The sequence below is a fragment of the Streptomyces sp. NPDC057002 genome, assembly GCF_042673825.1.
Taxonomy (GTDB): Bacteria; Actinomycetota; Actinomycetes; order Streptomycetales; family Streptomycetaceae; genus Streptomyces.
Window position 1 is genome coordinate 150,939 of the sequence record NZ_JBHURZ010000006.1, and the last position, 20,254, is coordinate 171,192.

Annotated in this window: 21 protein-coding genes and 1 pseudogene; 10 read left to right on the forward strand and 12 right to left on the reverse strand. The window is 72.4% G+C overall.

What is annotated here, in order from left to right; all coding sequences use genetic code 11:
- Positions 1–104: 104 nt before the first annotated feature.
- Together ACFT32_RS28905 and ACFT32_RS28910 are read right to left on the reverse strand one after the other, a co-directional pair.
- Positions 105–317 (reverse strand): DUF397 domain-containing protein, encoded by a 213-nt coding sequence (locus tag ACFT32_RS28905; RefSeq protein ID WP_382495087.1) that lies wholly within the window; start codon positions 315–317, stop codon positions 105–107.
- The gene (locus ACFT32_RS28910) at positions 301–1,140 is read right to left on the reverse strand and encodes a helix-turn-helix domain-containing protein (RefSeq protein ID WP_382495090.1); all 840 of its coding nucleotides are present in this window, start codon (positions 1,138–1,140) and stop codon (positions 301–303) included. The genes ACFT32_RS28905 and ACFT32_RS28910 overlap by 17 nt, the downstream gene beginning before the upstream one ends.
- A gap of 114 nt (positions 1,141–1,254) precedes the next feature.
- Between ACFT32_RS28910 and ACFT32_RS28915 the strand changes: the two are divergent.
- Positions 1,255–1,446 (forward strand): annotated as a pseudogene (locus tag ACFT32_RS28915) (hypothetical protein); the annotation flags it as partial.
- A gap of 57 nt (positions 1,447–1,503) precedes the next feature.
- Here the strand turns inward: ACFT32_RS28915 and ACFT32_RS28920 are convergent.
- Genes ACFT32_RS28920 through ACFT32_RS28930 form a run of 3 tightly spaced genes read right to left on the reverse strand, consistent with a single transcriptional unit; the run spans position 1,504 to position 3,950 of the window.
- On the reverse strand, positions 1,504–1,968 hold the full coding sequence (locus tag ACFT32_RS28920; RefSeq protein ID WP_382495093.1) for an SRPBCC family protein: 465 nt from the start codon (positions 1,966–1,968) through the stop codon (positions 1,504–1,506).
- Between the two features lie 36 nt (positions 1,969–2,004).
- Positions 2,005–2,937 carry an N-acetylmuramic acid 6-phosphate etherase gene (gene murQ, locus ACFT32_RS28925; RefSeq protein ID WP_382495096.1) on the reverse strand — a complete coding sequence of 311 codons (933 nt, stop codon included), beginning with the start codon at positions 2,935–2,937 and terminating at the stop codon, positions 2,005–2,007.
- Between the two features lie 41 nt (positions 2,938–2,978).
- Positions 2,979–3,950, reverse strand: coding sequence for a MurR/RpiR family transcriptional regulator (locus tag ACFT32_RS28930; protein WP_382495099.1), 972 nt, complete (start codon positions 3,948–3,950; stop codon positions 2,979–2,981).
- Between the two features lie 55 nt (positions 3,951–4,005).
- Here ACFT32_RS28930 and ACFT32_RS28935 point away from each other — a divergent pair, with 55 nt between their 5' ends.
- The gene (locus ACFT32_RS28935) at positions 4,006–4,386 is read left to right on the forward strand and encodes a hypothetical protein (RefSeq protein WP_382495101.1); all 381 of its coding nucleotides are present in this window, start codon (positions 4,006–4,008) and stop codon (positions 4,384–4,386) included.
- Between the two features lie 7 nt (positions 4,387–4,393).
- Positions 4,394–4,681, forward strand: coding sequence for a DUF4031 domain-containing protein (locus ACFT32_RS28940; RefSeq protein ID WP_382495103.1), 288 nt, complete (start codon positions 4,394–4,396; stop codon positions 4,679–4,681).
- Here the strand turns inward: ACFT32_RS28940 and ACFT32_RS28945 are convergent.
- Positions 4,651–5,709: a GNAT family N-acetyltransferase gene (locus ACFT32_RS28945; RefSeq protein ID WP_382495904.1), complete on the reverse strand. Its 1,059-nt coding sequence runs from the start codon at positions 5,707–5,709 to the stop codon at positions 4,651–4,653. The two genes, ACFT32_RS28940 and ACFT32_RS28945, sit on opposite strands and share 31 nt — an antisense overlap.
- Positions 5,710–5,743: 34 nt before the next feature.
- Positions 5,744–6,412, reverse strand: a complete 669-nt coding sequence (locus ACFT32_RS28950; protein ID WP_382495106.1) for a hypothetical protein — start codon at positions 6,410–6,412, stop codon at positions 5,744–5,746.
- Between the two features lie 47 nt (positions 6,413–6,459).
- Between ACFT32_RS28950 and ACFT32_RS28955 the strand changes: the two genes are divergently transcribed.
- The 4 genes from ACFT32_RS28955 (at position 6,460) to ACFT32_RS28970 (ending at position 10,411) form a co-directional block, all read left to right on the forward strand.
- A complete protein-coding gene (locus tag ACFT32_RS28955; protein ID WP_382495108.1) occupies positions 6,460–7,137 on the forward strand; it encodes a maleylpyruvate isomerase family mycothiol-dependent enzyme in 678 nt (225 codons plus the stop codon).
- 102 nt (positions 7,138–7,239) lie between these two features.
- Positions 7,240–7,938, forward strand: coding sequence for a copper homeostasis protein CutC (locus ACFT32_RS28960; RefSeq protein WP_382495111.1), 699 nt, complete (start codon positions 7,240–7,242; stop codon positions 7,936–7,938).
- A 94-nt stretch (positions 7,939–8,032) separates the two neighbouring features.
- On the forward strand, positions 8,033–9,643 hold the full coding sequence (locus ACFT32_RS28965; RefSeq protein ID WP_382495114.1) for a BTAD domain-containing putative transcriptional regulator: 1,611 nt from the start codon (positions 8,033–8,035) through the stop codon (positions 9,641–9,643).
- A 27-nt stretch (positions 9,644–9,670) separates the two neighbouring features.
- On the forward strand, positions 9,671–10,411 hold the full coding sequence (locus ACFT32_RS28970; protein ID WP_382495117.1) for an SDR family NAD(P)-dependent oxidoreductase: 741 nt from the start codon (positions 9,671–9,673) through the stop codon (positions 10,409–10,411).
- Positions 10,412–10,415: 4 nt separating this feature from the next.
- On the opposite strand, the gene ACFT32_RS28975 is transcribed toward ACFT32_RS28970, so the two are convergent.
- Positions 10,416–12,455 carry a HelD family protein gene (locus ACFT32_RS28975; RefSeq protein ID WP_382495120.1) on the reverse strand — a complete coding sequence of 680 codons (2,040 nt, stop codon included), beginning with the start codon at positions 12,453–12,455 and terminating at the stop codon, positions 10,416–10,418.
- Between the two features lie 247 nt (positions 12,456–12,702).
- On the opposite strand from ACFT32_RS28975, the gene ACFT32_RS28980 reads away from it, so the two are divergent.
- On the forward strand, positions 12,703–12,891 hold the full coding sequence (locus tag ACFT32_RS28980) for a hypothetical protein (RefSeq protein ID WP_382495123.1): 189 nt from the start codon (positions 12,703–12,705) through the stop codon (positions 12,889–12,891).
- 19 nt (positions 12,892–12,910) lie between these two features.
- On the opposite strand, the gene ACFT32_RS28985 is transcribed toward ACFT32_RS28980, so the two are convergent.
- Positions 12,911–14,554 carry a DNA repair helicase XPB gene (locus ACFT32_RS28985; RefSeq protein WP_382495126.1) on the reverse strand — a complete coding sequence of 548 codons (1,644 nt, stop codon included), beginning with the start codon at positions 14,552–14,554 and terminating at the stop codon, positions 12,911–12,913.
- 164 nt (positions 14,555–14,718) lie between these two features.
- Here ACFT32_RS28985 and istB point away from each other — a divergent pair, with 164 nt between their 5' ends.
- Complete coding sequence (gene istB, locus ACFT32_RS28990) at positions 14,719–15,948, forward strand: IS21-like element helper ATPase IstB (RefSeq protein WP_382495129.1); 1,230 nt, start codon at positions 14,719–14,721, stop codon at positions 15,946–15,948.
- On the opposite strand, the gene ACFT32_RS28995 is transcribed toward istB, so the two are convergent.
- The 3 genes from ACFT32_RS28995 to ACFT32_RS29005 form a co-directional block, all read right to left on the reverse strand.
- A complete protein-coding gene (locus ACFT32_RS28995; RefSeq protein ID WP_382495132.1) occupies positions 15,926–16,117 on the reverse strand; it encodes a hypothetical protein in 192 nt (63 codons plus the stop codon). The genes istB and ACFT32_RS28995 overlap by 23 nt on opposite strands.
- Positions 16,118–16,212: 95 nt before the next feature.
- Entirely contained in the window at positions 16,213–16,344 is a 132-nt protein-coding gene (locus ACFT32_RS29000) for a hypothetical protein (protein ID WP_255961296.1), read from the reverse strand.
- Between the two features lie 173 nt (positions 16,345–16,517).
- Positions 16,518–19,067, reverse strand: a complete 2,550-nt coding sequence (locus ACFT32_RS29005) for a helicase-associated domain-containing protein (RefSeq protein ID WP_382495135.1) — start codon at positions 19,065–19,067, stop codon at positions 16,518–16,520.
- 152 nt (positions 19,068–19,219) lie between these two features.
- Between ACFT32_RS29005 and ACFT32_RS29010 the strand changes: the two genes are divergently transcribed.
- Positions 19,220–20,218, forward strand: coding sequence for a hypothetical protein (locus ACFT32_RS29010; RefSeq protein WP_382495138.1), 999 nt, complete (start codon positions 19,220–19,222; stop codon positions 20,216–20,218).
- Positions 20,219–20,254: the final 36 nt, after the last annotated feature.

Here is a 20,254-nt window from a genome sequence, read left to right on the forward strand (position 1 = left end):
CCGTGGCAAGCCGGACGCATCGCGTCAACTCGCCGGGTGGGAGGGTGGGTTGAGGCCCTCCACCCGTTCCTTGAAAAGAGAGCTCGAAGCCCGGGTCCCGAAGCTCAGGCCGTCTCGTCCTTGAGGTTCGCGACGAATGCCGACCAGGCCGTGGCCCGGAACGCGAGCCTCGGGCCATGAGGGTCCTTGGAGTCGCGGACGGGGATGACATCAGGGAGTCCCTGGGTGACTTCCAGGCAGTTGTCGCCGCTCCCGCCGCTGTAGCTGGACTTGTACCAGGTGGCCGAGCGCAGGTCGGAGTCAGGAATGTTCCTCATGCGTGTAATCCTGGGCCATTGCCTCGAGCAGGGCTAGAGACTTCTCCGGCGAGAGTGCGCAGGCCGCGAGGAACTCGTAGTAGAACCGGTACTCCGCGACGGTGGTGGGGTCGTCATCCAGTCGCCCGGTGCCAACGCCTTCCAGGTAAACCAACGGTGGGGCGTCGTCGAAGTCCATCAGCTTGACGCACCCCTGCATGGCCGGGTGCGCGCCCGCGTCGAACGGCAGCACCTGCACGATGGCCCGGCTTCGGCGAGCCAGGCCGGTGATGTGTCGCAGGGCCTCCGCCATGACCTCCGCCCCACCCGTCACCCGTTGCAGCGCAGACTCGTCAATCACAGCCCACAACAACGGCTTTGTTGGATCGTCGAGGATGCGGGTCCGCTCCATGCGAGCAGCCACCCTCTTCTCGATCTCCTCATCAGGTGCCGTCGGCTGATAGGCGCGGCACACCGCACGGGCGTAGGCGGGGGTCTGGAGCAGGCCGGGAATCAGCATCGAAGTGAACTCCCTGATGGCCGTAGCCCGGGCCTCCGCCTCCGCCGCCTCCGCAAAGTGCTCCGGATACTTCGACTTCGCCGCCGCCCCGCAATTCCGCGAGAAGAAGTCCCCCGTCCGCAGCACGTCGTCCAGCAACCGTGCGTACTCCGCCTGCATCCGCCGCGTCCCCGCCTCCAACTGCCCGATGAACGACCCACTCACGAACAACCGCTGTCCCAGTTCCTCCTGGCTCAGGCCGGCCTTCTCGCGGGCGTGGCGGAGCTCGGCGCCCAGGAGGGCCCGAGGGGAGGAGGACGGGTCGAGGTCCCTGGATCCGGGCATGGGCAACTCCCTGTCGTACACATCGGGTTGTTGGGCCGCCGTATCTGGCCAGGTTAGAGGCGCGTCCGCCACGCTGTGTGTTGAATCACAAACTCTGCGTGGAGGTAGGAAAAGGTGCGCTCGACCGAGGAGATCGTGGAATCCCTGCGGGACGCGCTCAAGGGAGTCGGTGTCGTGCTGCCGTCCCTGTGCGTGGATCCGGTCACGGCCGCGAGCGACGAGCCGTTCGCCCTGGTCGACTTGGGGCGGTGCAACGTACGGACGGCGGAGCATCTGACCGACGTGCTGCGCTCGCTGCCCGTCGGGGAGACGCTGCGGGCTCGCGTGCGGCAGGTCAACCGGGAGGTAAGGCCGAGGTGAGGCTCAGCCGTTGCGCCCCTCCAGCGTGGAGGCGACGTCGTCGAGATCTTTGGCGATGGCCCTCCGCACGGCCCGCGCCCCGAGACCGCCCAGAAGCTTGGCGAGAAGCCCCCGGGCACCGCCCGGCACCTGCGCGCCGAACGTCATCCTGACGGTGGTCGCCGCCGGGCCGTCCGTCCGCAGCAGCCACTCCGAGACGTAACGCGTGCCCTGCGCCTCGGCCTCCACCACGTAGCGCTCGGGCGCCTCGCATGCGGTCACCCACATCTCCTCGCTGGCCTCCTTGCCGAACATCCGCCGCGTCTCCCGCCACCGCGTGCCGACCTCGAAACCGCCCTCGGTGAGGATTTCGACCCTCGTGACCCCGCTGAGCACGCGCTCCATGGACCCGAGGTCCGTCAGGGCCTCCCACACGGCACCCTGCCCGGCGGCGATCCGCCGCTCCACGACGACACCTCGGCTGCTCATTCCCCCATGAAAGCACCGGGGTCTGACAGCCGCCCCTCAGGCGCGCGAGTCGAGCGCCTCCCGCAGATGCCCGCCGGACTCCTCCAGCAGCCGCGCCGCCGTCGGGCCGTCCACGTCGGCCAGGATGGTGAGGATCGCGTTCTTGACCTCGCCGTCGGTGGCCTTCAGGGCCTGCTCGATCTCCTCGTCGCCCGCACCGGTCGCCAGCGCCACGATGCGGTGGGAGCGGGCGCGCAGCTTGTCGTTCGACGCGCGGACGTCGACCATCAGGTTCCCGTAGGTCTTGCCCAGCCGGATCATCGTGATCGTCGAGAGCATGTTGAGGACGAGCTTCTGTGCCGTGCCGGCCTTCAGGCGGGTGGAGCCGGTGAGCAGTTCGGGACCCACGACGATCTCGATGCCGTGGTCGGCGGCGGCCCCGAGCGGGCTGCCGGGGTTGCAGGCGAGGCCGACGGTGAGGGAGCCCCGGGTGCGGGCGTGTTCGACCGCGCCGATGGCGTAGGGCGTGCGGCCGGACGCCGAGACGCCGACCACCGTGTCGTCCGGGGTCAGGCCGAGGCTCTCCAGGTCGGCCCGGGCCAGCTCCCGGGAGTCCTCCGCGCCCTCGACCGAGGTGACCATGGCCTCGGGGCCGCCCGCGATCAGGCCGACGACCCGGGACGGGTCGGTGTTGAACGTCGGCGGGCACTCGGAGGCGTCCAGGACGCCCAGCCGGCCCGCCGTGCCGGCGCCCGCGTAGACGAGGCGGCCGCCCCGGGCCATCCGCTCCGCCACGGCGTCGATCGCGGCGGCGATCTGCGGGAGCCGTGCCGCGACCGCCCCGGCCACGGTGGCGTCCTCGCCGTTCATCAGCCGCGCGATGTCCAGGGTGGGCAGCCGGTCGATGTCCGCGAGCTCCGGCCGGAAGGCCTCGGTGGTCAGGGACTCCAGCTCGGTTCTGAGGTCCCGGGGGTCGGAGGTGGAGGTCATGACGGCTCTTTCCGTGCTTCCCGTGTCTGTGTCGGTGCGGTTCAGGGGCGGTGCCGGTGGGCCAGCGCCTCGTACGAAGCCGAGAGCGCCGGCGCCGCCGTCTCGTACGTTTGCTGCGCCACCCCTACGAACAGGCAGTCCACCACGAGGAGCTGGCCGGTCCGTGACGACATCGCCGCCGGACGCAGTTCGCTCTCCCGCGCGGTGGACGTGGTGAGCACATGATCGGCGTACTGCGTCACCGGCCCGTCCGGGCGGCCCGTGATCGCCACCGTCGTCGCGCCGCGCTCGAAGGCGACCCGCAGCGGTTCTATGACGTCACCGGTCGACCCCGAGTGGGTGATGGCGATCGCCACGTCACCGGCCCGCAGTTGCACCGCGTTCGTCACGGCCAGATGCGGGTCGCTGTGGGCGTGGGCCATCAGCCCTATGCGCAGCAGCTTCTGCGTGAGGTCCTGGGCGACCAGGCCGGACGCCCCGACGCCGTACACATCGGTGCGGCGGGCCGCGACCAGCGCGGTGACGGCGGCGCCCAGCTGGACGGTGTCGAGGCCGGCGGCGGTGTCGGCGAGGGTCTGCTGTTCGTCGTAGGCGAGCTTCGCGACCACGTCGGCGATCGGGTCGTCGACCGCGATGTCCGTGGTGATGGCGGGGGCCCGGCCGGACTGCTGCTGGGCGGCGAGGCCGGCGAGGGCGAGGCGCAGGTCCCGGTAACCCGGATAGCCGAGCAGCCGGGCGGTGCGTACGACGGTCGCCTCGCTGGTGCCGGTGAGTTCGGCGAGGCCGGTGACCGTGAGGGCCGCGCAGCCGGCCGGATCGCCCGCGACGGCCTCGGCGACGCGCTGCATGGAACGCGTCATCGACGGGGCCAGCGTGCGGACTTTGGCCGCGAGGGCGGCCGGGGCGGGCGGGGTGCCGAGGGTGCCGACCATGGCACTCGGGCCGCCCGTGCCACCGGTGCCGGCCGTGCCGCCGTTCTCACCGGCGAAAATTTCCTTCACTCTACGGGTCACCACTGAAAGATATTTTCGGCTCGGTGCCGGGGTCAAGAGTGCGCACAATGGGGGCATGGAGCCCATCACCCCCCTGGAGCAGACGCTGCACGCCGCGCGTGCCCTGGTACTGGCCGACCTCGTCGCGGGACGTGTCGCCGAGGCGGATGTCGTGTCCCTGGTCGAGGAGTCCGTCACACAGCGGCGGTGGTGGGTCGAGCAGTGGCCGGAGGGCGCGCCGTACGTGGCCGGTCTGGTCGCGCAGGACGTCCAGGACGCCCTGCTGGAGCGGTACGGCCGCTGGCCGCTGTGCCCGGTGTGCGGCGCCGGCGAGCCGCACGCGCTGGACGTGGAACCGGTGCTGGGGCCCGACCCGCACTGGGTGTGCGCCGAGGCGGGCGTGAAGGTCGCGGCGGTGGGTTCGCTGAGCGAGGCCCTCGGCGGGGCGTCCTCGTGAGGCCCTGGTGACGATCTACATCGACCCGCCGGCCTGGCCCGGACACGGCCGTATGTGGTCCCACCTGATCAGCGACGTCTCGTACGACGAACTGCACGGCTTCGCCGAACGCCTCGGCGTGCCCCGGCGGGCCTTCGAACGCGACCACTACGACATCCCCGCCCAGCGGTACGCCGACGCGGTGGGCGCCGGTGCCGTGGAGGTCAGCAGCCGCGAGGTGGTGCGGCTGCTGCACGGGGCGGGGCTGCGGCGGCCCAAGGGCCTTTATCGCTCGCCGGGTTCGCCCAGCTCGTAGGTCACCTGCTCGGTGTCCTCCGCGACGGCCGTGAAGCCGGCGCGGGTGAGGACGCCCCGTGAGGGCGCGTTGTCCCGCTCGACGTTCGCGACGACGGTCCGTACCTCGTCCCGGGCCAGGGCCCAGGCCGACAGCGCGCGCAGGGCCTCGGTGGCGTAGCCGTGCCCACGGGCCGCCTCGACCAGGTCGTAGCCGATCTCGACCCGCCCCGCCTCGTCGGGAACGGCGTGGAACCCCATGGCGCCGAGCGCCTGGTCGTCCTCGCGGCGGACCAGCACGTACATGCCCCACTCGGGCCGGTGGACCCCGTCCTCGTACTGCTTGAACACCAGCCCGGCGCCCACCCGGGTGCCCTCGGCCGGGCTTCCTCCGAGCCACTCGAAGCAGCCGCCGTCACCGACCGTGGCAAGGTCGTCGGCCACCGCCGGGGTGACGCCCTCGAGGGTGAGCCGTTCGGTGCCGATCACCAGGTTGTTGTTCCACCGCCACGCGGTGACGGGCGCCCGCCCCGGCAGCTCACCCCGTCCGGTGGCCCACAGCAGGGTCTGCCAGGGGGTCGGTCCGGGCTGGACATGCGGAAAGATCCGCCTGAGGACGAAGTCGCACAGCCCGGAGTCCGCCTCGTACGCCAGGCCCAGTCCCTCGGCGATGTCGTGCGTGTGCAGCAGCACCTCGGCCGTGCCCATCGCCGCGAACCCCTCCCGGTTCGCGCTGCGGAACGGATACGGATGGAAGGCCCGCACCTGCCGCGGCGTCGTCCGGATCGCCGCCGCGAGCAGAGCCCCCGTCGTCCTGATCACCTGCACCGCACCCGCGTTGCCGGCGCCCTCCTCCAGCGACAGCTCGAAGGGCGTGTACCCATCGGGCTCCCGCCCCGCCAACTGCCCCGCGTACGCGATGAGATCCTCCGCGATGTGCACGGCCGTCTCCCGGCAGCTCCACGCGAGCCGCCCGGCCGCCGCCCCCTCCCAGTCCCGGTCGGTGACTCCCCCCAACAGGCCCACGCACTCGCCGACGGCCTGCTCCACCTGTTCCGCGCCCGTTGTCCACATGGTGGGGAGGTTACGAGGGGGCATGGGGGGAGAGCGACAGCATTTCCAGCTCGGCGGTGAGGTTGTAGCGGGCCGTCGCCTCCCACTCCTTCGTTCCGTGCGGGGTTCTGAAGAGCCTCGGCAGGGCGAGGAGTTGGCGGAGGATCGTGGCGCGGCCCGTGCGGAAGGCGTCGTTGGGGACGAAGTGGTACTCCTCGCGGACGGCGGTGGTGTAGGCCGCGTACGCCGACGGGGGCGATGCGAGGATCGCCAGGTCGGCGTCGCACAGGACCTGGCCGTCGGGGTCGTCGTCGGCGGGGTCGTGGGTGACGGTGAGGCGGACCAGACGGGCCACCTCGGCGGTCCTGGCGGCGGGGACACCGGCCTCCGCGAGGGCGCGTTCGGCGAGGCGGGCGGAGCGTTCCTCGTTCTCGGAGCGGTCGGGCAGATAGACCGCGTCGTGGAACCAGGCGGCCAGCCGCACCACGTCCGGGTCGTGGGCGTACCGCTCCAGTACGTCGATGTGATCGAGGACCGCCGTGAGGTGCGCGACCGTGTGGTAGCGGCGCTGGGGCTCCTGCCAGCGGCTGAGCAGGTTGTCCGCGTACGGCGCCGGGTCGGGGCCGCCGGCCGGGCCCCGGGCTCCTTCCAGGGCGCGGGCGAAGCGGGTGCGCAGGGCGTCGGGATCGAGATCGGCCATGGAGTCATTCTCCCGCTGGGCCAGGGGTGGGATCTAGCGTGGGTTCCATGACGACTCCTGCTGATGTGCACGACGTACGGGACCCCGAGCAGCCCGGGCGGCTGCTCACGATCGAACGTGACGCGCTGATCCCGCTGCTGCGGGGCAGGGCCGAGGAGGACTTCGCGCGACCCGTGGCCGCGTGTCCGGGCTGGACGGTGCGGGACGTGCTGGCGCACTGCTCGTCCGCCCTGACGAGGGTGGCGGAGGGCCGGTTCGAGGAGGGCGTGTTCTCGCCCGAGTCGAACGACCGGGACATCGCCGAACGGGAGGGCTGGAGCAACGGCCGGGTCGTCGACGAGCTGGAGCGCGGGATGAGCGAGGCCGGGCCCCGCATCGCCGGGGCGGGCGGGAAGCTGGACGGTCTCGCGCTCGGGGAGTGGGTGCACGCCGGGGACGTGCGCGAGGCCCTCGGGGAGCCGGGAGCCTACGGCGGGGCCGGGCTGCCGGACGCGCTCGCGCTGCTCGCCCGGCTCACCCATGAGCGGGGGCATGTGCCGCTGCACGCCGACCTCGACGACCTGGACGAGCCGCTGCGGCTCGGCGGGAGCGACGGGGAGCGGCCCCCGGGGCGTTTCATCGGGGACGGGCCGACCCTCGTACGGCTGTACGCGGGGCGTCCGGTCGGGGAGGCGGCGTACGAGCTGGCCGGGGTGGAGGCGAAGGAGCTGAACATCTTCGGCTGAGGCGCCTCACAGGGGCGTGGGAGGCGGCGGGACTGGGCAGCGTAGTCTTTGATTGGACTAGACCTGTCGCCGAAGGCTGATTCATGCCGACGAAGGGGCCCCATGAGCAAGCGTGCAGTCCTGGAGGTGATCGCCCTCGGTGTCGAGGACGCGGTCGCCGCCCAGGCGGGAGGCGCGGACCGTCTCGAGCTGGTCACCGACATGGCGGCCGACGGGCTCACCCCGTCGGCCGGGACCGTCGCCGGGATCCGCCGGGCCGTCGACCTCTCGCTGCGGGTGATGCTCCGGCTCGCGGACGGTTTCGCCGCGGGGGACGCCGACCGGCTGGTCCGGGTGGCGGGCGAGCTGCGGGAGGCCGGGGCCGAGGAGTTCGTGCTCGGGTTCCTCGACGCGGACGGCGGCGTGGACCTGGCGGCGGTGGAGCGGGTCGTCGCGGTGCTGGACGGCTGCCCCTGGACCTTCCACCGGGCGATCGACCGGGCCGTCGACCGGGACGCCCTGCGCAAGCAGCTGGACGGGATGCCCGGGCTCGACACGTATCTCACCGCCGGGTCGGCCGACGGGGTCGACGACGGACTTCCCGTGCTGCTCGCGGAGGCGGAGCGGCAGGGGGAGCCCGGGTACGAGCAGCGGCTGCTGGTGGGCGGCGGGCTGCGGCTGGATCACGTACCGGACCTGCGGGCCGCCGGCATCGACGCCTTCCACATCGGCGGGGCCGCCCGGCCGGACGGCTGGGACGCGCCCGTGTCGGCGGAGGCCGTCGCGCGGTGGCGGACCGCCCTGGACGCCGCCCCCGCGTGACCCCGAAACGTCGTTCGAACTCACCCGCGTCATAGAGGGAAGCGCGGGATGTGCCCGCGCGTTGTGCTGTTGCATGAGCCTGCGCTTCTCACTGATGGGTCCGGTACGAGCCTGGCGCGACGAAGAGGAGGTCGAACTGGGGCCCCGCCAGCAGCGGGCGGTACTGGCGGCGTTGCTGCTGAACAACGGCATCCGGCTGAGCAACGACCAGTTGGTCGGCATGGTCTGGGACGACCCGACGCCGAGCGCGGTGATGGCACTGCGGACGTACGTGTACAAGATCCGCAAGACGCTTCCGGAGCTGAACCTGAAGTCCAGGGACGGCGGGTACACGGTCCGCGCGGAGGTCGTCGACGACTGCCGCGGCGAGCCCCTGGAAGGCCTGCGGAGTGCCTACTTCGACGCGCAACGGCTGCGGCTCGGCGACTACCGGGTCAAGACGCGGGAGGACTGCCTCGAACGCGAACCGGACGTGCTGGAGCTGCAGAAACACGTCGCCGCCTTCCCGCTCAGGGAACGACCGCGCGCCCTCCTGATGCGCGCGCTCTACCTGGAGGGCAGACAGGGCGAAGCACTCGACCACTTCCACCAGGTGCGCGCACTCCTCATCGAGGAGCTCGGCCTCGAACCAGGGCCGGAGCTGCGCGAGGTCCACGCGCAGATCCTCAACGGCGACCTCACCCTGCCGCGCAGGCCGGAGCAGCTGGTGCCGGATCTGATCGACTTCACAGGCCGAGCCGAGGAGATCGCGCAGGCTCTCGGGACGCTGCCGGGCACCGTGGGCATCACCGGTATGCGGGGCAGCGGCAAGACCGCGCTGGCCACCCGGATCGGCCACCTCGTCAAGGGACGCTTCCCGGACGGGCAGATCTTCGTCAGGGGCAGGGACGTCGCAAGCGAGCTGTTGCGCGCGGTCGGCGTGGAGAACCCCGTCGGCGACAAGGCCGCGCTGTGGCGGGAGAAGGCGCGCGGCAAGCGGTTCCTGGTCGTGGTCGACGACGTGCAGGACGCGGCGGCCGTGCGCGATCTCGAAACGCCCGGCTCGGCGATGATTCTCACGAGTGTCCGCCGGTTGCACGAGCTGCCGGGGGTGACCTGGCTGAAGATCGCCGGGCTGACCGAGCGGGAGGCGCGGGAGTTCCTGCGCAAGGCCCTCGGCCCGGCACGCGCGGACGCGGAACCCGAGCAGGCCGAGGTGCTGCTGGAACGCCTTTCGCGACTGCCGCACCCGATCAGGGTGATCGGCGGCAAGCTCAGCGCGCGTCCGCACTGGACGATCGAGATGGCCTTGCGGCAGATGGAGCGGGAGAGCCGGCTCGCCGATGTGATCCCGCCCGACTGCGCCGCGATGATGGCCCCGTTGATCGCGGCCGAGAAACAGCTGAGCGATCCGGAACGGCACATGCTCATGTGCTTCGCGCGCCAGGACGCCGAGGTGATCGACAGTCAGAAGGCGGCGGAGATGTCCGGGGCCGACGCCGGCGAGATCGAGCTGGTGCTGGAGGCGCTCGCGGGCGTGCATCTGATCGAGCCGCTCGTACTCGGCCGCTACCGGCTGCCGCGGTTCGTGCGCCTCTGCTTCAGGCTGCGCACGGCGGCCTCCTCGCGACCCGACCAGACCGGCCCCGACCAAGCCGTCCCCGATCAAGCCGTCCCCGACCAAGCCGTCCCCGACCAGGCCGTATATGCGGAAATTATGCGCTGACGATCCGGCGCGGCCAGGTTGGCAGACATGACAACCAAGGAACTTCAGGACAAGAAGGCACTCGTCACCGGCGCCACGTCGGGCATCGGCCGCGCGATCGCGGTCAAGCTCGCGGAGGCGGGAGCCACCGTCTACGTGACCGGGCGCAGGGCCGAACTCGGCAAGGAGACCGTCGAGCTGATCGAGCAGGCGGGCGGGACGGGCCACTTCGTCGTCGCGGACGTCGCGGACATCGACGACGTCCGCAAGCTCGCCGAGGAGGTCGGCGAGGTGGACGTGCTCGTGAACAACGCGGGCATCTTCCCGTTCTCGACGACCCCCGAGCAGCCGCTCGACAGCTACGAGCGGGTGTTCGACATCAATGTCCGTGCGGCCTACTTCCTGACGGCCGCGCTCGTGCCGGCCATGGTCGCCAGGAAGAAGGGCGCGATCGTCAACGTCTCGTCGGTCGCCGGGCAGGTCGGCACCCCGGTCGGCTCCGTCTACAACGCCTCCAAGGCCGCGATGGACGCGCTGACCCGGTCGTGGGCCGTCGAGTTCGGCGCGGCGGGCGTTCGCGTCAACTCCGTGGCACCCGGCCCGATCCGCACCGACATGGCCGTCGACACGGTGGGCGAGATGTTCGACGAGTTCAGCCGGAACACACCGCTCGCCCGCGCCGGCGAGCCCGAGGAGATCGCCGAGGCGGTGGCGTTCCTGGCCTCCGACAAGGCCGGCTACATCACGGGCGCGGTGCTCGCCGCCGACGGGGGCTACGTCGCGACCTGAGCGGTCACGCCAGTTGTGGCGGCAGCGGCGCCGCGTGCGTGACGATCAGCCCCGACACCGCTCGCGTCAGCGCCACGTACAGGCGCCGCAGCCCCGTCCGTTCGTCCGGCTCGCCGTCGACCACGGCCCGCGGCTCGTCCAGGACCACGTAGTCGTACTCCAGACCCTTGGCGAGCGAGGCCGGGACCAGGGTCAGGCGGGTCTCCTGCGTGGTCTCCTCGCCCGGGCCGAGGTAGGGGATCCCGGCCTCCGCCAGGGCGCGTGCCAGCTCCGGGATCCGGGCGTCAGCCGCGATCAGGCCGGTCGAGCCCTCGTTGCGCAGCAGCTCGCGGCAGGCCTCGACCACGTCCGTGGTCGCGGGGGCCGACCGGACCTCGAAGTGGCCGGGGTTCTCGCGGATCGACCCGACCGGGGTGAGGCCCGGGGCGATGTGCGGCAGCAGCCGGGAGGCGTACGTGATGACGTCCGTCGGGACACGGAAGCCCGCCGTCAGCTCCTCCACCACCGCGTCCTGCTTGCCCAGGTGGGTCAGCGCCTCCTGCCAGCCGCGGGTCGCCCAGGGCGTGGTGCCCTGTGCCAGGTCGCCGAGGACGGTCGCGCTGCCGGTGGTGCAGCGGCGGCCGACCGCCCGGTACTGCATGGGGGAGAGGTCCTGCGCCTCGTCGAGGACGACATGTCCGAGGGAGTGCGTGCGCTGGATCAGGTCGGTGGCCTCGTCGACGAGGACGGCGTCGGCCGCCGCCCACTGGGCGGACTTGACGCTGCGCGCCGGTCGCGCCCACAGGATCGCCTTCTGCTCCTCCTCGTCGAGGATCCCCGCCGCGTGCTCGGCGAGGAAGTCCGGGTCCGACAGCAGGCGCAGCACCAGTTTCGCCGGATCGACGGCGGGCCACACCGTCTTCACGGCCGCCTTGACCGCGCTGTTGCGGGCCACCGCGTCCTGCACCCGGTCGTCCGGCGCCTCGCCCGAACGCTCCATCTGCACCAGCACCGCGTGCGCGATGCGCTGCGGCAGGGCCTCGCGGGCGGCGCCGTAGCGGATGTCGCGGTCGAGCAACTCGCGGACGATGTCCTCCAGTTCGTACTGCGCGACACGCCAGCGGCGGGAGCCGCGCACGACCATGACCGGCTCGGTGGGCAGGGTGACGTGCGCGTAGAGGGCCCTGCGCAGTACCTGGGCCATGCGGGCGTCGCCCTTGACGACCGCGGCCGTCGCGTCGTCCGTGCCCTTGATCTCGACGTGGGCCACCAGGTCCTCGACGGTGGCCTGCTGGACACTCAACTCGCCGAGAGCGGGCAGCACTTGCTCGATGTAGTGCAGGAAGGACCGGTTGGGTCCGATCACCAGGGTGCCGGTGCGGGCCAGGCGCTCGCGGTGGGCGTAGAGGAGATAGGCGACCCGGTGCAGGCCGACGGCGGTCTTCCCGGTGCCCGGGCCGCCCTGCACGCACACCGAGCCGGAGAGCCCGGAGCGCACGATCTCGTCCTGCTCGGGCTGGATCGTCGCGACGATGTCCCGCATCGGGCCGACACGCGGACGCTCGATCTCCTGCTGGAGCAGTCTGCTGGTCTTCGCCGCCTCCGCCGGGTCCGAGAGATGCTCGTCCTCGTACGCCGTGAGGTCGCCGCCCGTGTAGCCGAAGCGGCGGCGCAGCGCGATGTCCTGCGGGTCCTTCTTGGTGGCCCGGTAGAACGGCTGCGAGACCGGCGCGCGCCAGTCGATCACCATCGGGTCGCCGTCGGCGTCGTGCACATGCCGCCGCCCGATATAGAAGCGCTCCCCATCCGCCCCTTCGGCCTGTTCGGCGCCCGGGGTGTGCAGATAGTCGAGCCGGCCGAAGAACAGCGGGGTGCCGCTGAGGTCGGCCAGGGCCTTGATGCGCTCCTCGATCTGGTGGGCCAGCACCTCGGCGTTGACCCAGTTCGCGGTGACGTCGGTGATGTCGAGGGCCTCGACGTCCTCGCGCATGGCACGCAGGGCGGAACGGGACGCGGAGAGGTGGGAGCGCTCACGGGAGAGCGGGTCGTCGACGGGCGTGGACAAGGGGGTGCCTCCGGAGGACCTGCTGAAGGGATGGCGGTGAGATGCAGACCGGTTTCCGTCCGGTCGGCGGCGCTCCGTGAGGGAGGCGGGCAAGAAGCGGAGATCTTAGAGGAGCGGGGGAGACGACCGCCAACGGTTTTTCGGTGACCCTCAAGGGTTGTTGTCATACGAGGTCATACGAGCGGACGACGCAGGATCGGTCCCTGGACCGACGCGGGCTTTACGGGTGAAACCGCACCATGGAGACATGAGCGCAGCAACCCTCTCCCCTGCCCCCGCACCGGGCCGGCCGCCGGGTGCCACCGCCGTGACCGGCAGCCACCGCCACCGCATCGGCGACGCCCTGCGCGCCGTCAAGGTCTTCGCGGGCGCCGCCTTCGACGTGATCGTCCTCGGACAGTACGGCGAGGAGGTCGGCGTGGTCCGCCACAAGTGAGCCGGCGGGCCCGCCGTTCTCAGCTGTCCGCCAGCAGCTCGTCCGCGTCGACGATCCGGTACGCGTACCCCTGCTCCGCCAGGAAGCGCTGCCGGTGGGCCGCGAAGTCCTGGTCGATGGTGTCCCGGGCGACCACCGAGTAGAAGTGGGCCTGGTGGCCGTCCGACTTGGGGCGGAGCACACGGCCGAGACGCTGGGCCTCCTCCTGGCGGGAGCCGAAGGTGCCCGACACCTGGATCGCGACCGTCGCCTCCGGCAGGTCGATCGAGAAGTTCGCGACCTTGGAGACCACCAGCACGCTGATCTCGCCCTCGCGGAAGGCGTCGAAGAGCTTCTCGCGCTGCGCGTTCGACGTCTCGCCCTTGATCACGGGCGCCCCGAGGTGCTCACCCAGCTCGTCGAGCTGGTCGATGTACTGGCCGATCACCAGGATCTGCTGCCCGGCGAAGCGGCGGACGATCGCCTCCGTGACCTTCCGTTTGGTCGCCGTCGTGGCGCAGAAGCGGTACTTCTCCTCCGTCTCGGCCGTGGCGTACGCGAGCCGCTCGGAGTCCGTCAGATTGACCCGGACCTCGACGCAGTCGGCGGGCGCGATATAGCCCTGCGCCTCGATCTCCTTCCACGGCGCGTCGAACCGCTTGGGCCCGATCAGGGAGAACACGTCCGACTCACGGCCGTCCTCGCGGACCAGGGTGGCCGTCAGGCCGAGCCGCCGCCGCGCCTGGAGATCCGCCGTGAACTTGAAGACCGGCGCCGGCAGCAGATGCACCTCGTCGTAGAGGACCAGGCCCCAGTCCCGCGAGTCGAACAGCTCCAGGTGCGGATAGACGCCCTTCCGCTTGGTCGTCAGCACCTGGTACGTGGCGATCGTGACGGGCCGGATCTCCTTGCGCGTCCCGCTGTACTCGCCGATCTCGTCCTCGGTGAGCGAGGTCCGCCGCACCAGCTCGTGCTTCCACTGCCGGGCGGAGACGGTGTTCGTGACGAGGATCAGCGTCGTGGACTTCGCCTGTGCCATCGCCCCGGCCCCGACCAGCGTCTTCCCGGCGCCACAGGGCAGGACGACGACGCCGGAGCCGCCGTGCCAGAAGTTCTCGACCGCCTGCTTCTGGTACGGCCGCAGCGCCCAGCCGTCCTCGGCCAGCTCGATCTCGTGCGCCTCGCCGTCGACGTACCCGGCGAGGTCCTCGGCAGGCCAGCCCAGCTTCAGCAGGGTCTGCTTGATCTGCCCGCGCTCGGAGGGGTGCACGGCGACGGTGTCCGGGTCGATCCGGGCGCCGACCAGCGGCGTGATCCGCTTCGACCGCAGGATCTCCTCCAGCACCGGCCGGTCGGTGGTCGTCAGGACCAGGCCGTGCGCCGGGTGCTTGGACAGGGTGAGCCGGCCGTAGCGGTCCATCGTCTCGGCGATGTCGACGAGCAGCGCGTGCGGCACCGGATAGCGGCTGTACTCCACCAGCGCGTCCACGACCTGCTCGGCGTCATGGCCCGCCGCGCGCGCGTTCCACAGGCCCAGCGGGGTCACCCGGTAGGTGTGGATGTGCTCCGGCGCCCGCTCCAGCTCCGCGAAGGGGGCGATGACGCGACGGCAGTCGTCGGCCCGCTCGTGGTCGACTTCCAGGAGCAGGGTCTTGTCGGACTGGACGATCAGCGGACCATTCACACGCGGCACCCTTTCTGCGGCCAAACGTCCAGTGTGCCTGATCGACGCCCCCCGAGGGTGTGATCTGCGCTGCTGGAACGACGCCGGTCCTACAGAATGCCTTTTCATCCCAACGTGTGGTGTGAATTCAGTTTTTCCACGGTGTCCCCGAAGAATGGCGAACCGTGCAGAATACGCCGACGACCACGCTCGGATACGCCCTGTTCGCCACCCGCTGGCTCCAGGCCCCGCTGTACTTCGGGCTGGTGGCCGCACAGGGCGTCTACGTCTACAAGTTCTTCAAGGAACTCTGGACCTTAATCCTCATGTGCGTGAGCGGGCACGCCACCGAGACGTACGTGATGCTCGCCGTGCTCAAGCTGGTCGACGTCGTCATGATCGCCAATCTGCTGATCATGGTGATCGTCGGCGGCTACGAGACCTTCGTCTCGCGCATCGGCCTCCAGGGCCACCGCGACCAGCCGGAATGGCTCTCGCACGTCAACTCCAACGTACTGAAGGTCAAGCTCGCCACCGCGATCGTGGGCATCTCCTCCGTGCATCTGCTCCAGATGTTCGTGGACGTCCACCACACCTCCCACCACGCCCTGCTGTGGGGGACGGTGATCCACATGGCGTTCATCGCCTCGGCGGCGATCCTCGCGTACATGTCGGGCCCGATGGCCGCGCAGAGCGACCGCGGACACGCCGACCGTGCGCCGTCCGGGCACCCGCAGGCCGTGCTCCCGCAGCCGGGCCAGGACATCCCGGCGGTCAGGCTGCCCTCGCCCCGGCAGCCGGAGCCCGAGCCGGTGCCCGTGCCGGAACAGGACGCCGACGCCGAGGCCCGGATCCGCGCGGCCGGCTTCCCGGCCCGCAAGCAGCTGGAGGACTTCGACCAGCAGCACCCCCGGGGCTTCGACCGGGAGACGGTGGCCCGGCTCGGCAAGGCGGACTTCGTCGCCGCCCGGCGCAACGTGGTCTTCGTCGGCCCGACCGGCACCGGCAAGACGCACCTGGCCGTCGCCCTGGGCGTGCGGGCCTGCCAGGCCGGGCACCGGGTGCTGTTCGCGACCGCCGCCGAGTGGGCGGCCCGGCTGTCCGACGCCCGGGCCGCCGGCCGGCTCGAAGCGGAGCTGGCCGCCCTCGACGAACACCCCCTCCTGATCGTCGACGAGATCGGCTACACGCCCTTCGACGGGGCCACCGCCGCCCTGTTCTTCCGGCTGGTCGCGCACCGCTACGAGCGTGGCTCGCTGATCGTGACCAGCGACCGCCCGCTCGGCCGCTGGGACGAGGTCTTCGGTACCTCCGCACCCGCGATGGCGGACCGCCTCGCCCATCACGCCGAGGTGGTCCGGCTGGAGGGCGACAGTTACCGGACGCGCCGCGCTACCGCAGCGTGGACAGACTGATGGTGTTGACCAGCGGGCCCTCGACGGAGACGCCTTCGCCCACCAGGGATTCGGCGTGGGCAGCCGGGATGGGCAGCGGCAGCGCGGGCGGGGCCGCCGCGGCCGAGGGCGCGAGCATGCCCACCAGGGCGGCGGCGGAGAGTACGACGGCGGGAAGTTTTTCACGCATGGCGGCACGGCCTTTCACGGGCTGAGCGGTGAGGGACACCGCACCCCGGGCCGGCCCGGAACGCGGGCCGGCCCCGACGGGTGCTCGGAGACGGATCAGATCTGCGGCGTCTCGATGACGAGGCCGGCGACATCGATGCCGACCGCCGCGGCCGGGGTGGCGAGACCACCGAACATCATCAGGACGGCGGTGGCCAGGACGGCGGTGACTCGACGGACAGCGCGCATGCTGGGACTTCCTTTCGACGGTGCTCACAGGAACACCCGGTGGCTGCCCCCGGGCACAGCGCGTGATGCGGCACGCCCGGCAAGGTCGCCCGAGGGTGGGACATCCCCGGCGTGGCGTGCATGAACGGCGGCGTGCACCCGAACGGGTGAGAAGCGCCTCTGCCCAGGAGGGGTCAGCCGGAGTCGTCCGCCAGCTCCGCGACCCCGGTGATCCGGTGCAGCGGATACGTACGGACCTCGTCCGCCGTGTGGTCGTACGCCGTGACGAAGCCGCCCTCGACGCGGATGGGCGCGATGACCCGCTGGCTGGCGGTGCCCTCGGCGTTGACGTAGCCGATCCACAGGGCCTCGCCGGTCAGGACGGCGGCCTGCACGGTGGCGAGGGTCTCGGCGGAACCGGTGCGGGGCAGCTCGCCGTTGACCGCCGGAGCGGCGCCGGGCTTGCGCGGGGTGGTGGAGGCGAGGTCGCCGGCCCGGATGGCGCGCAGCGCCGCCGCGAGGAGGATGTCGTCGGGGACCGGCGGGCCGTCCGGCACCGGCTCGGGCGCCGTACGGGGCGGGGTGCGGTGGGCGAGGGCGCGGGTGATCAGCACATCGCCCTCGGCGGACTCGGCGGCCGGCGCGAACCCCATCGACCGCAGCCCTTCGAGGAGCCCCGCGGGGTCGGCCTGCGCGGCCAGCACGGTCGGGGCGAGCCGGCGCAGGCCCAGTCCCGAGGCCCGCTTGTCGGCGAGGATCTCGTTGAGCACCGCGTCGTCGTCGCAGCGCACATACGCCGAGGCCGCGCCGACGCGCAGCTGGCCGTGCCGGCGGGCCACGTCGTCGATCAGGTAGGCGAGCGGCTGCGGCACCGGCGTACGGGAGTGTGCGGCCAGAAAGGCGTGCAGGTCGGAGGCGGCCTGCCCGGCGTCGAGCGCGCGCCGCACCGAGCCGGGCGTGAACCGGTAGACGGTGGCCCCGCCCTTGGACTCGACGTCCGCCAGCACCCCGAGCATGTCGGCGAGCGGGCGCCGCAGGGGCCCGGGGGCCACCGCCGTCAGGTCGGCCTGGAGCAGCACGTGGTCCAGCGGCTCGGGCAGCTGGGGCGTGAGGAGCCGGGCCGCGGCGGCGGAGGCGACGGCCTGTTCGGCGGGGGAGAGGGGAGCGACCGGGGCGGGGCGATGGTGGTGGTGATGGACGGGGAGCTTGTCTCCCGGACCTGCCGCTCCGGAGGGCTCCGCTTCGGGGTGTTTCGCGGCCGCCGCCGGTCCCAGCAGGGCCCGGCCGTGCGCCGACAACGCGCCCCGGCCGGTGACGCCCAGCAGCTCCGCCTCGGACAGCGCCCATTGGGCGAGGCGGGTGCGCGGATCGTCCTCGCGCTGCGCGCCCCGGAGAGGGCGCTCCCAGCGCAGCCGCGCGAGCACCGACCCGCCGTCCGGAGCGGCGCCCTCCGGGAGCCCGGCCAGCAGCGCCAGCACCCGGTGCCGTACCTCGGGCGCCGCCGAACGGTCCAGGCCCGGCCCGAGCGCCGACAACGTACGGTCCTTCGCGTCCCGCCCGCCCACAAGACCGGCCGTCCGGGTCGCCGCGAGCCACGCCGTGGCCAGCCGCGACCAGCGCTCGGCGGCGGGCGCCTCCAGCCACTCGTCGTAGGCCGGGGTCGCCGCGTACCGCTCGTCGGCCTCTCCGTCCGAGGCGATCAGGCCCGCCGCGTACGCCAGTTCCACCCAGAACGCGGCGACCGGCTCGGGCGCGTCGAGGGCGACGGCGGTCCGCTTCAGGTCCCGCACGCTCAGCCCGCCGGCCCGCAGCACCGCGGGCCCGCCCTCGTCCCAGTCCTTCAGCAGCTCCTCGACGGTCGCCAGCGCGGTGTACGCCTGCCCGGCTGCCGTGCTGTCCACAACCTGTGGACGGTGTACGGCGGCGGCCTCGACCACCGGCGGCAGAGGCTCCGGAGTCCGGTGCGCCAGCCCCCGCCGCAGGTGCAGGGCGACCTCGCGCGGCAGGACGACCGTCCCCGGCGCCGTCGGCAGCAGCAGCCCACGGTCCAGCAGCCAGCGCAGCCGCGCCGCCGGGTCCGCGGTGACCTGCCCGTACGGCGGCCCCCACACCAGGCGTTCCAGCACGTCCAGGGAGTCGGCCGGGGCGCCGTCGAGCAGCGCGGTCATCCGGGCCCGGTCCGTGAACAGGCCGGTGAGGGCGGTCACCGCGGAGACCGAGTCATGGGTCGAGGCCAGCCCGGCGGCCGTGACGATCTCCTGGATCCGCCCCGGGGACATCCCGGCGGTGGCCTCCTGGACCGTGGGGCCGAGACCGGTCGGAGAGGGGTGCTGCGGCGCGGGTGCCAGCAGTTCACGTGCCGTACGGACCAGCCGCAGCCGGTCGTCGCCGCCCCAGACCAGGGCCTGCTCGCGCAGGACGTCCAGGGCGTGCGGCAGCGCGGCGACGACGGCCGGGTCGGCGTCGTCCCCGGCCGTGAGCCCGAGCAGTTCGTCGTACGCCGCCGGGTCCGCCGCCACGGCCAGCGCCTCCGCCGTCTGGAGCGCGAACCGGTCCAGCCGCTCCAGGGCGCGCACGACCGAGGCACGGGTGCCGGCCCGGGTCGCGAGCTGCGTCAGGTCGGTCGGCACGGGAGTGATGAGATCCGGACGGCTGCGCAGAAGCGCGCCCAGCGCGGCATCGCCCCGCGCGCGGAGCGCTTCCGCGAGGGAGCGGGGGGCCGGGGGCCTGTCCTCGGTGCTCATCCGGTCCACGGTAGCGGGTCGCCTCGGGCGGCCGGGCCGACCGCGGGCCACCTCGGGCCCGATCGCCGGACGGGCTTTTGGCCGACCTGCCGGTACTCGCGATACCGTCGTCCGACGGCGTCAGCCAACGCACCCGCCCCGGAGGGGACTTCGTGGGGATTGAGAGCGACCAGGTCGTTTACGAGTATCTGAGCCGGGTCGGCGACGTGGCCCAGCAGCGGCAGTTGTCGTCGGCCACCCGGATGCGCCTGGTCGCCGGCCTGCGCGACGAGATCGACCGGCGCCGCGCGAAGGCCACCGTCGACTCGCCCGCCGCCGTCCGCCGCATCCTGACCCGCATGGGCAGCCCCGACGAGGTCGTGGCGGCGGCAGCGGAAGGCACCGGCGGTGCGGCGCGGAGCGCCGCCTCCGCTCCCCCTTCCGTCCCCGTGCAGCGCGATGCCGAGCCGGAGGAGCGGGCGAAGGGGGTGCTGCGGCGCGTCGTCCCCCGGCCCCGCCCTTCCCGGTCCGCCGAGGAGCCGCACCCGGCGCCCTCCGAGGGCCCGGCCCCGCCGCACCTGGCCGCCGGGCACGAGCTCGGGGACAGCGTCGTCCAGCCCGACTGGTGGCGGGTGGACAGCAGCCCGTTCGGCGTGGGCGAGGAGGTGCCCGGCTTCGTGGGCGGCGTGGAACTTCCGGACCTGCTGAAGCCGCCGCAGCCGAGGAAGCCGGAGAAGGAGAAGCCGGCGGCGGAGGAGGCCGAGCCGGCCGTCGAGGCCGTGGAGGAAGCAGCGGAGACCGGCACCCGTCGCCGCCTCCCCCGTCTGCCCTCCGGGAGCTGGAGCAACCCGCTGCTCCTCGCCGCCGCGGGTCTGCTCGTCGCGGGCGCCGTGCTCGGCAACTGGTTCGTGCTCCTCCTCGGCTGGCTCATCGCCTATGCCTCGCGCCGTCTGACCCAGGCGGAGACGAAGTGGGCGGTCATGGTCCTGCCGGGCCTCGCCATCACGTCGGGCCTGGTGTGGCTCTGGGGCAGGATGAACGGCCGCTGGGGCACTCCGATCGCCGAGGGCCATATGAACGACGCGGTCTCCGAGACCTGGCCCTGGGTGGTCCGGGGCGCGGCGGTGGCGTCGGCGCTGTTCCTGGTGTGGCGCTCCCAGCGGCAGAAGTAGCCGGCGTCCCGGGCACCCCCGGGACGCCTGCCGGCC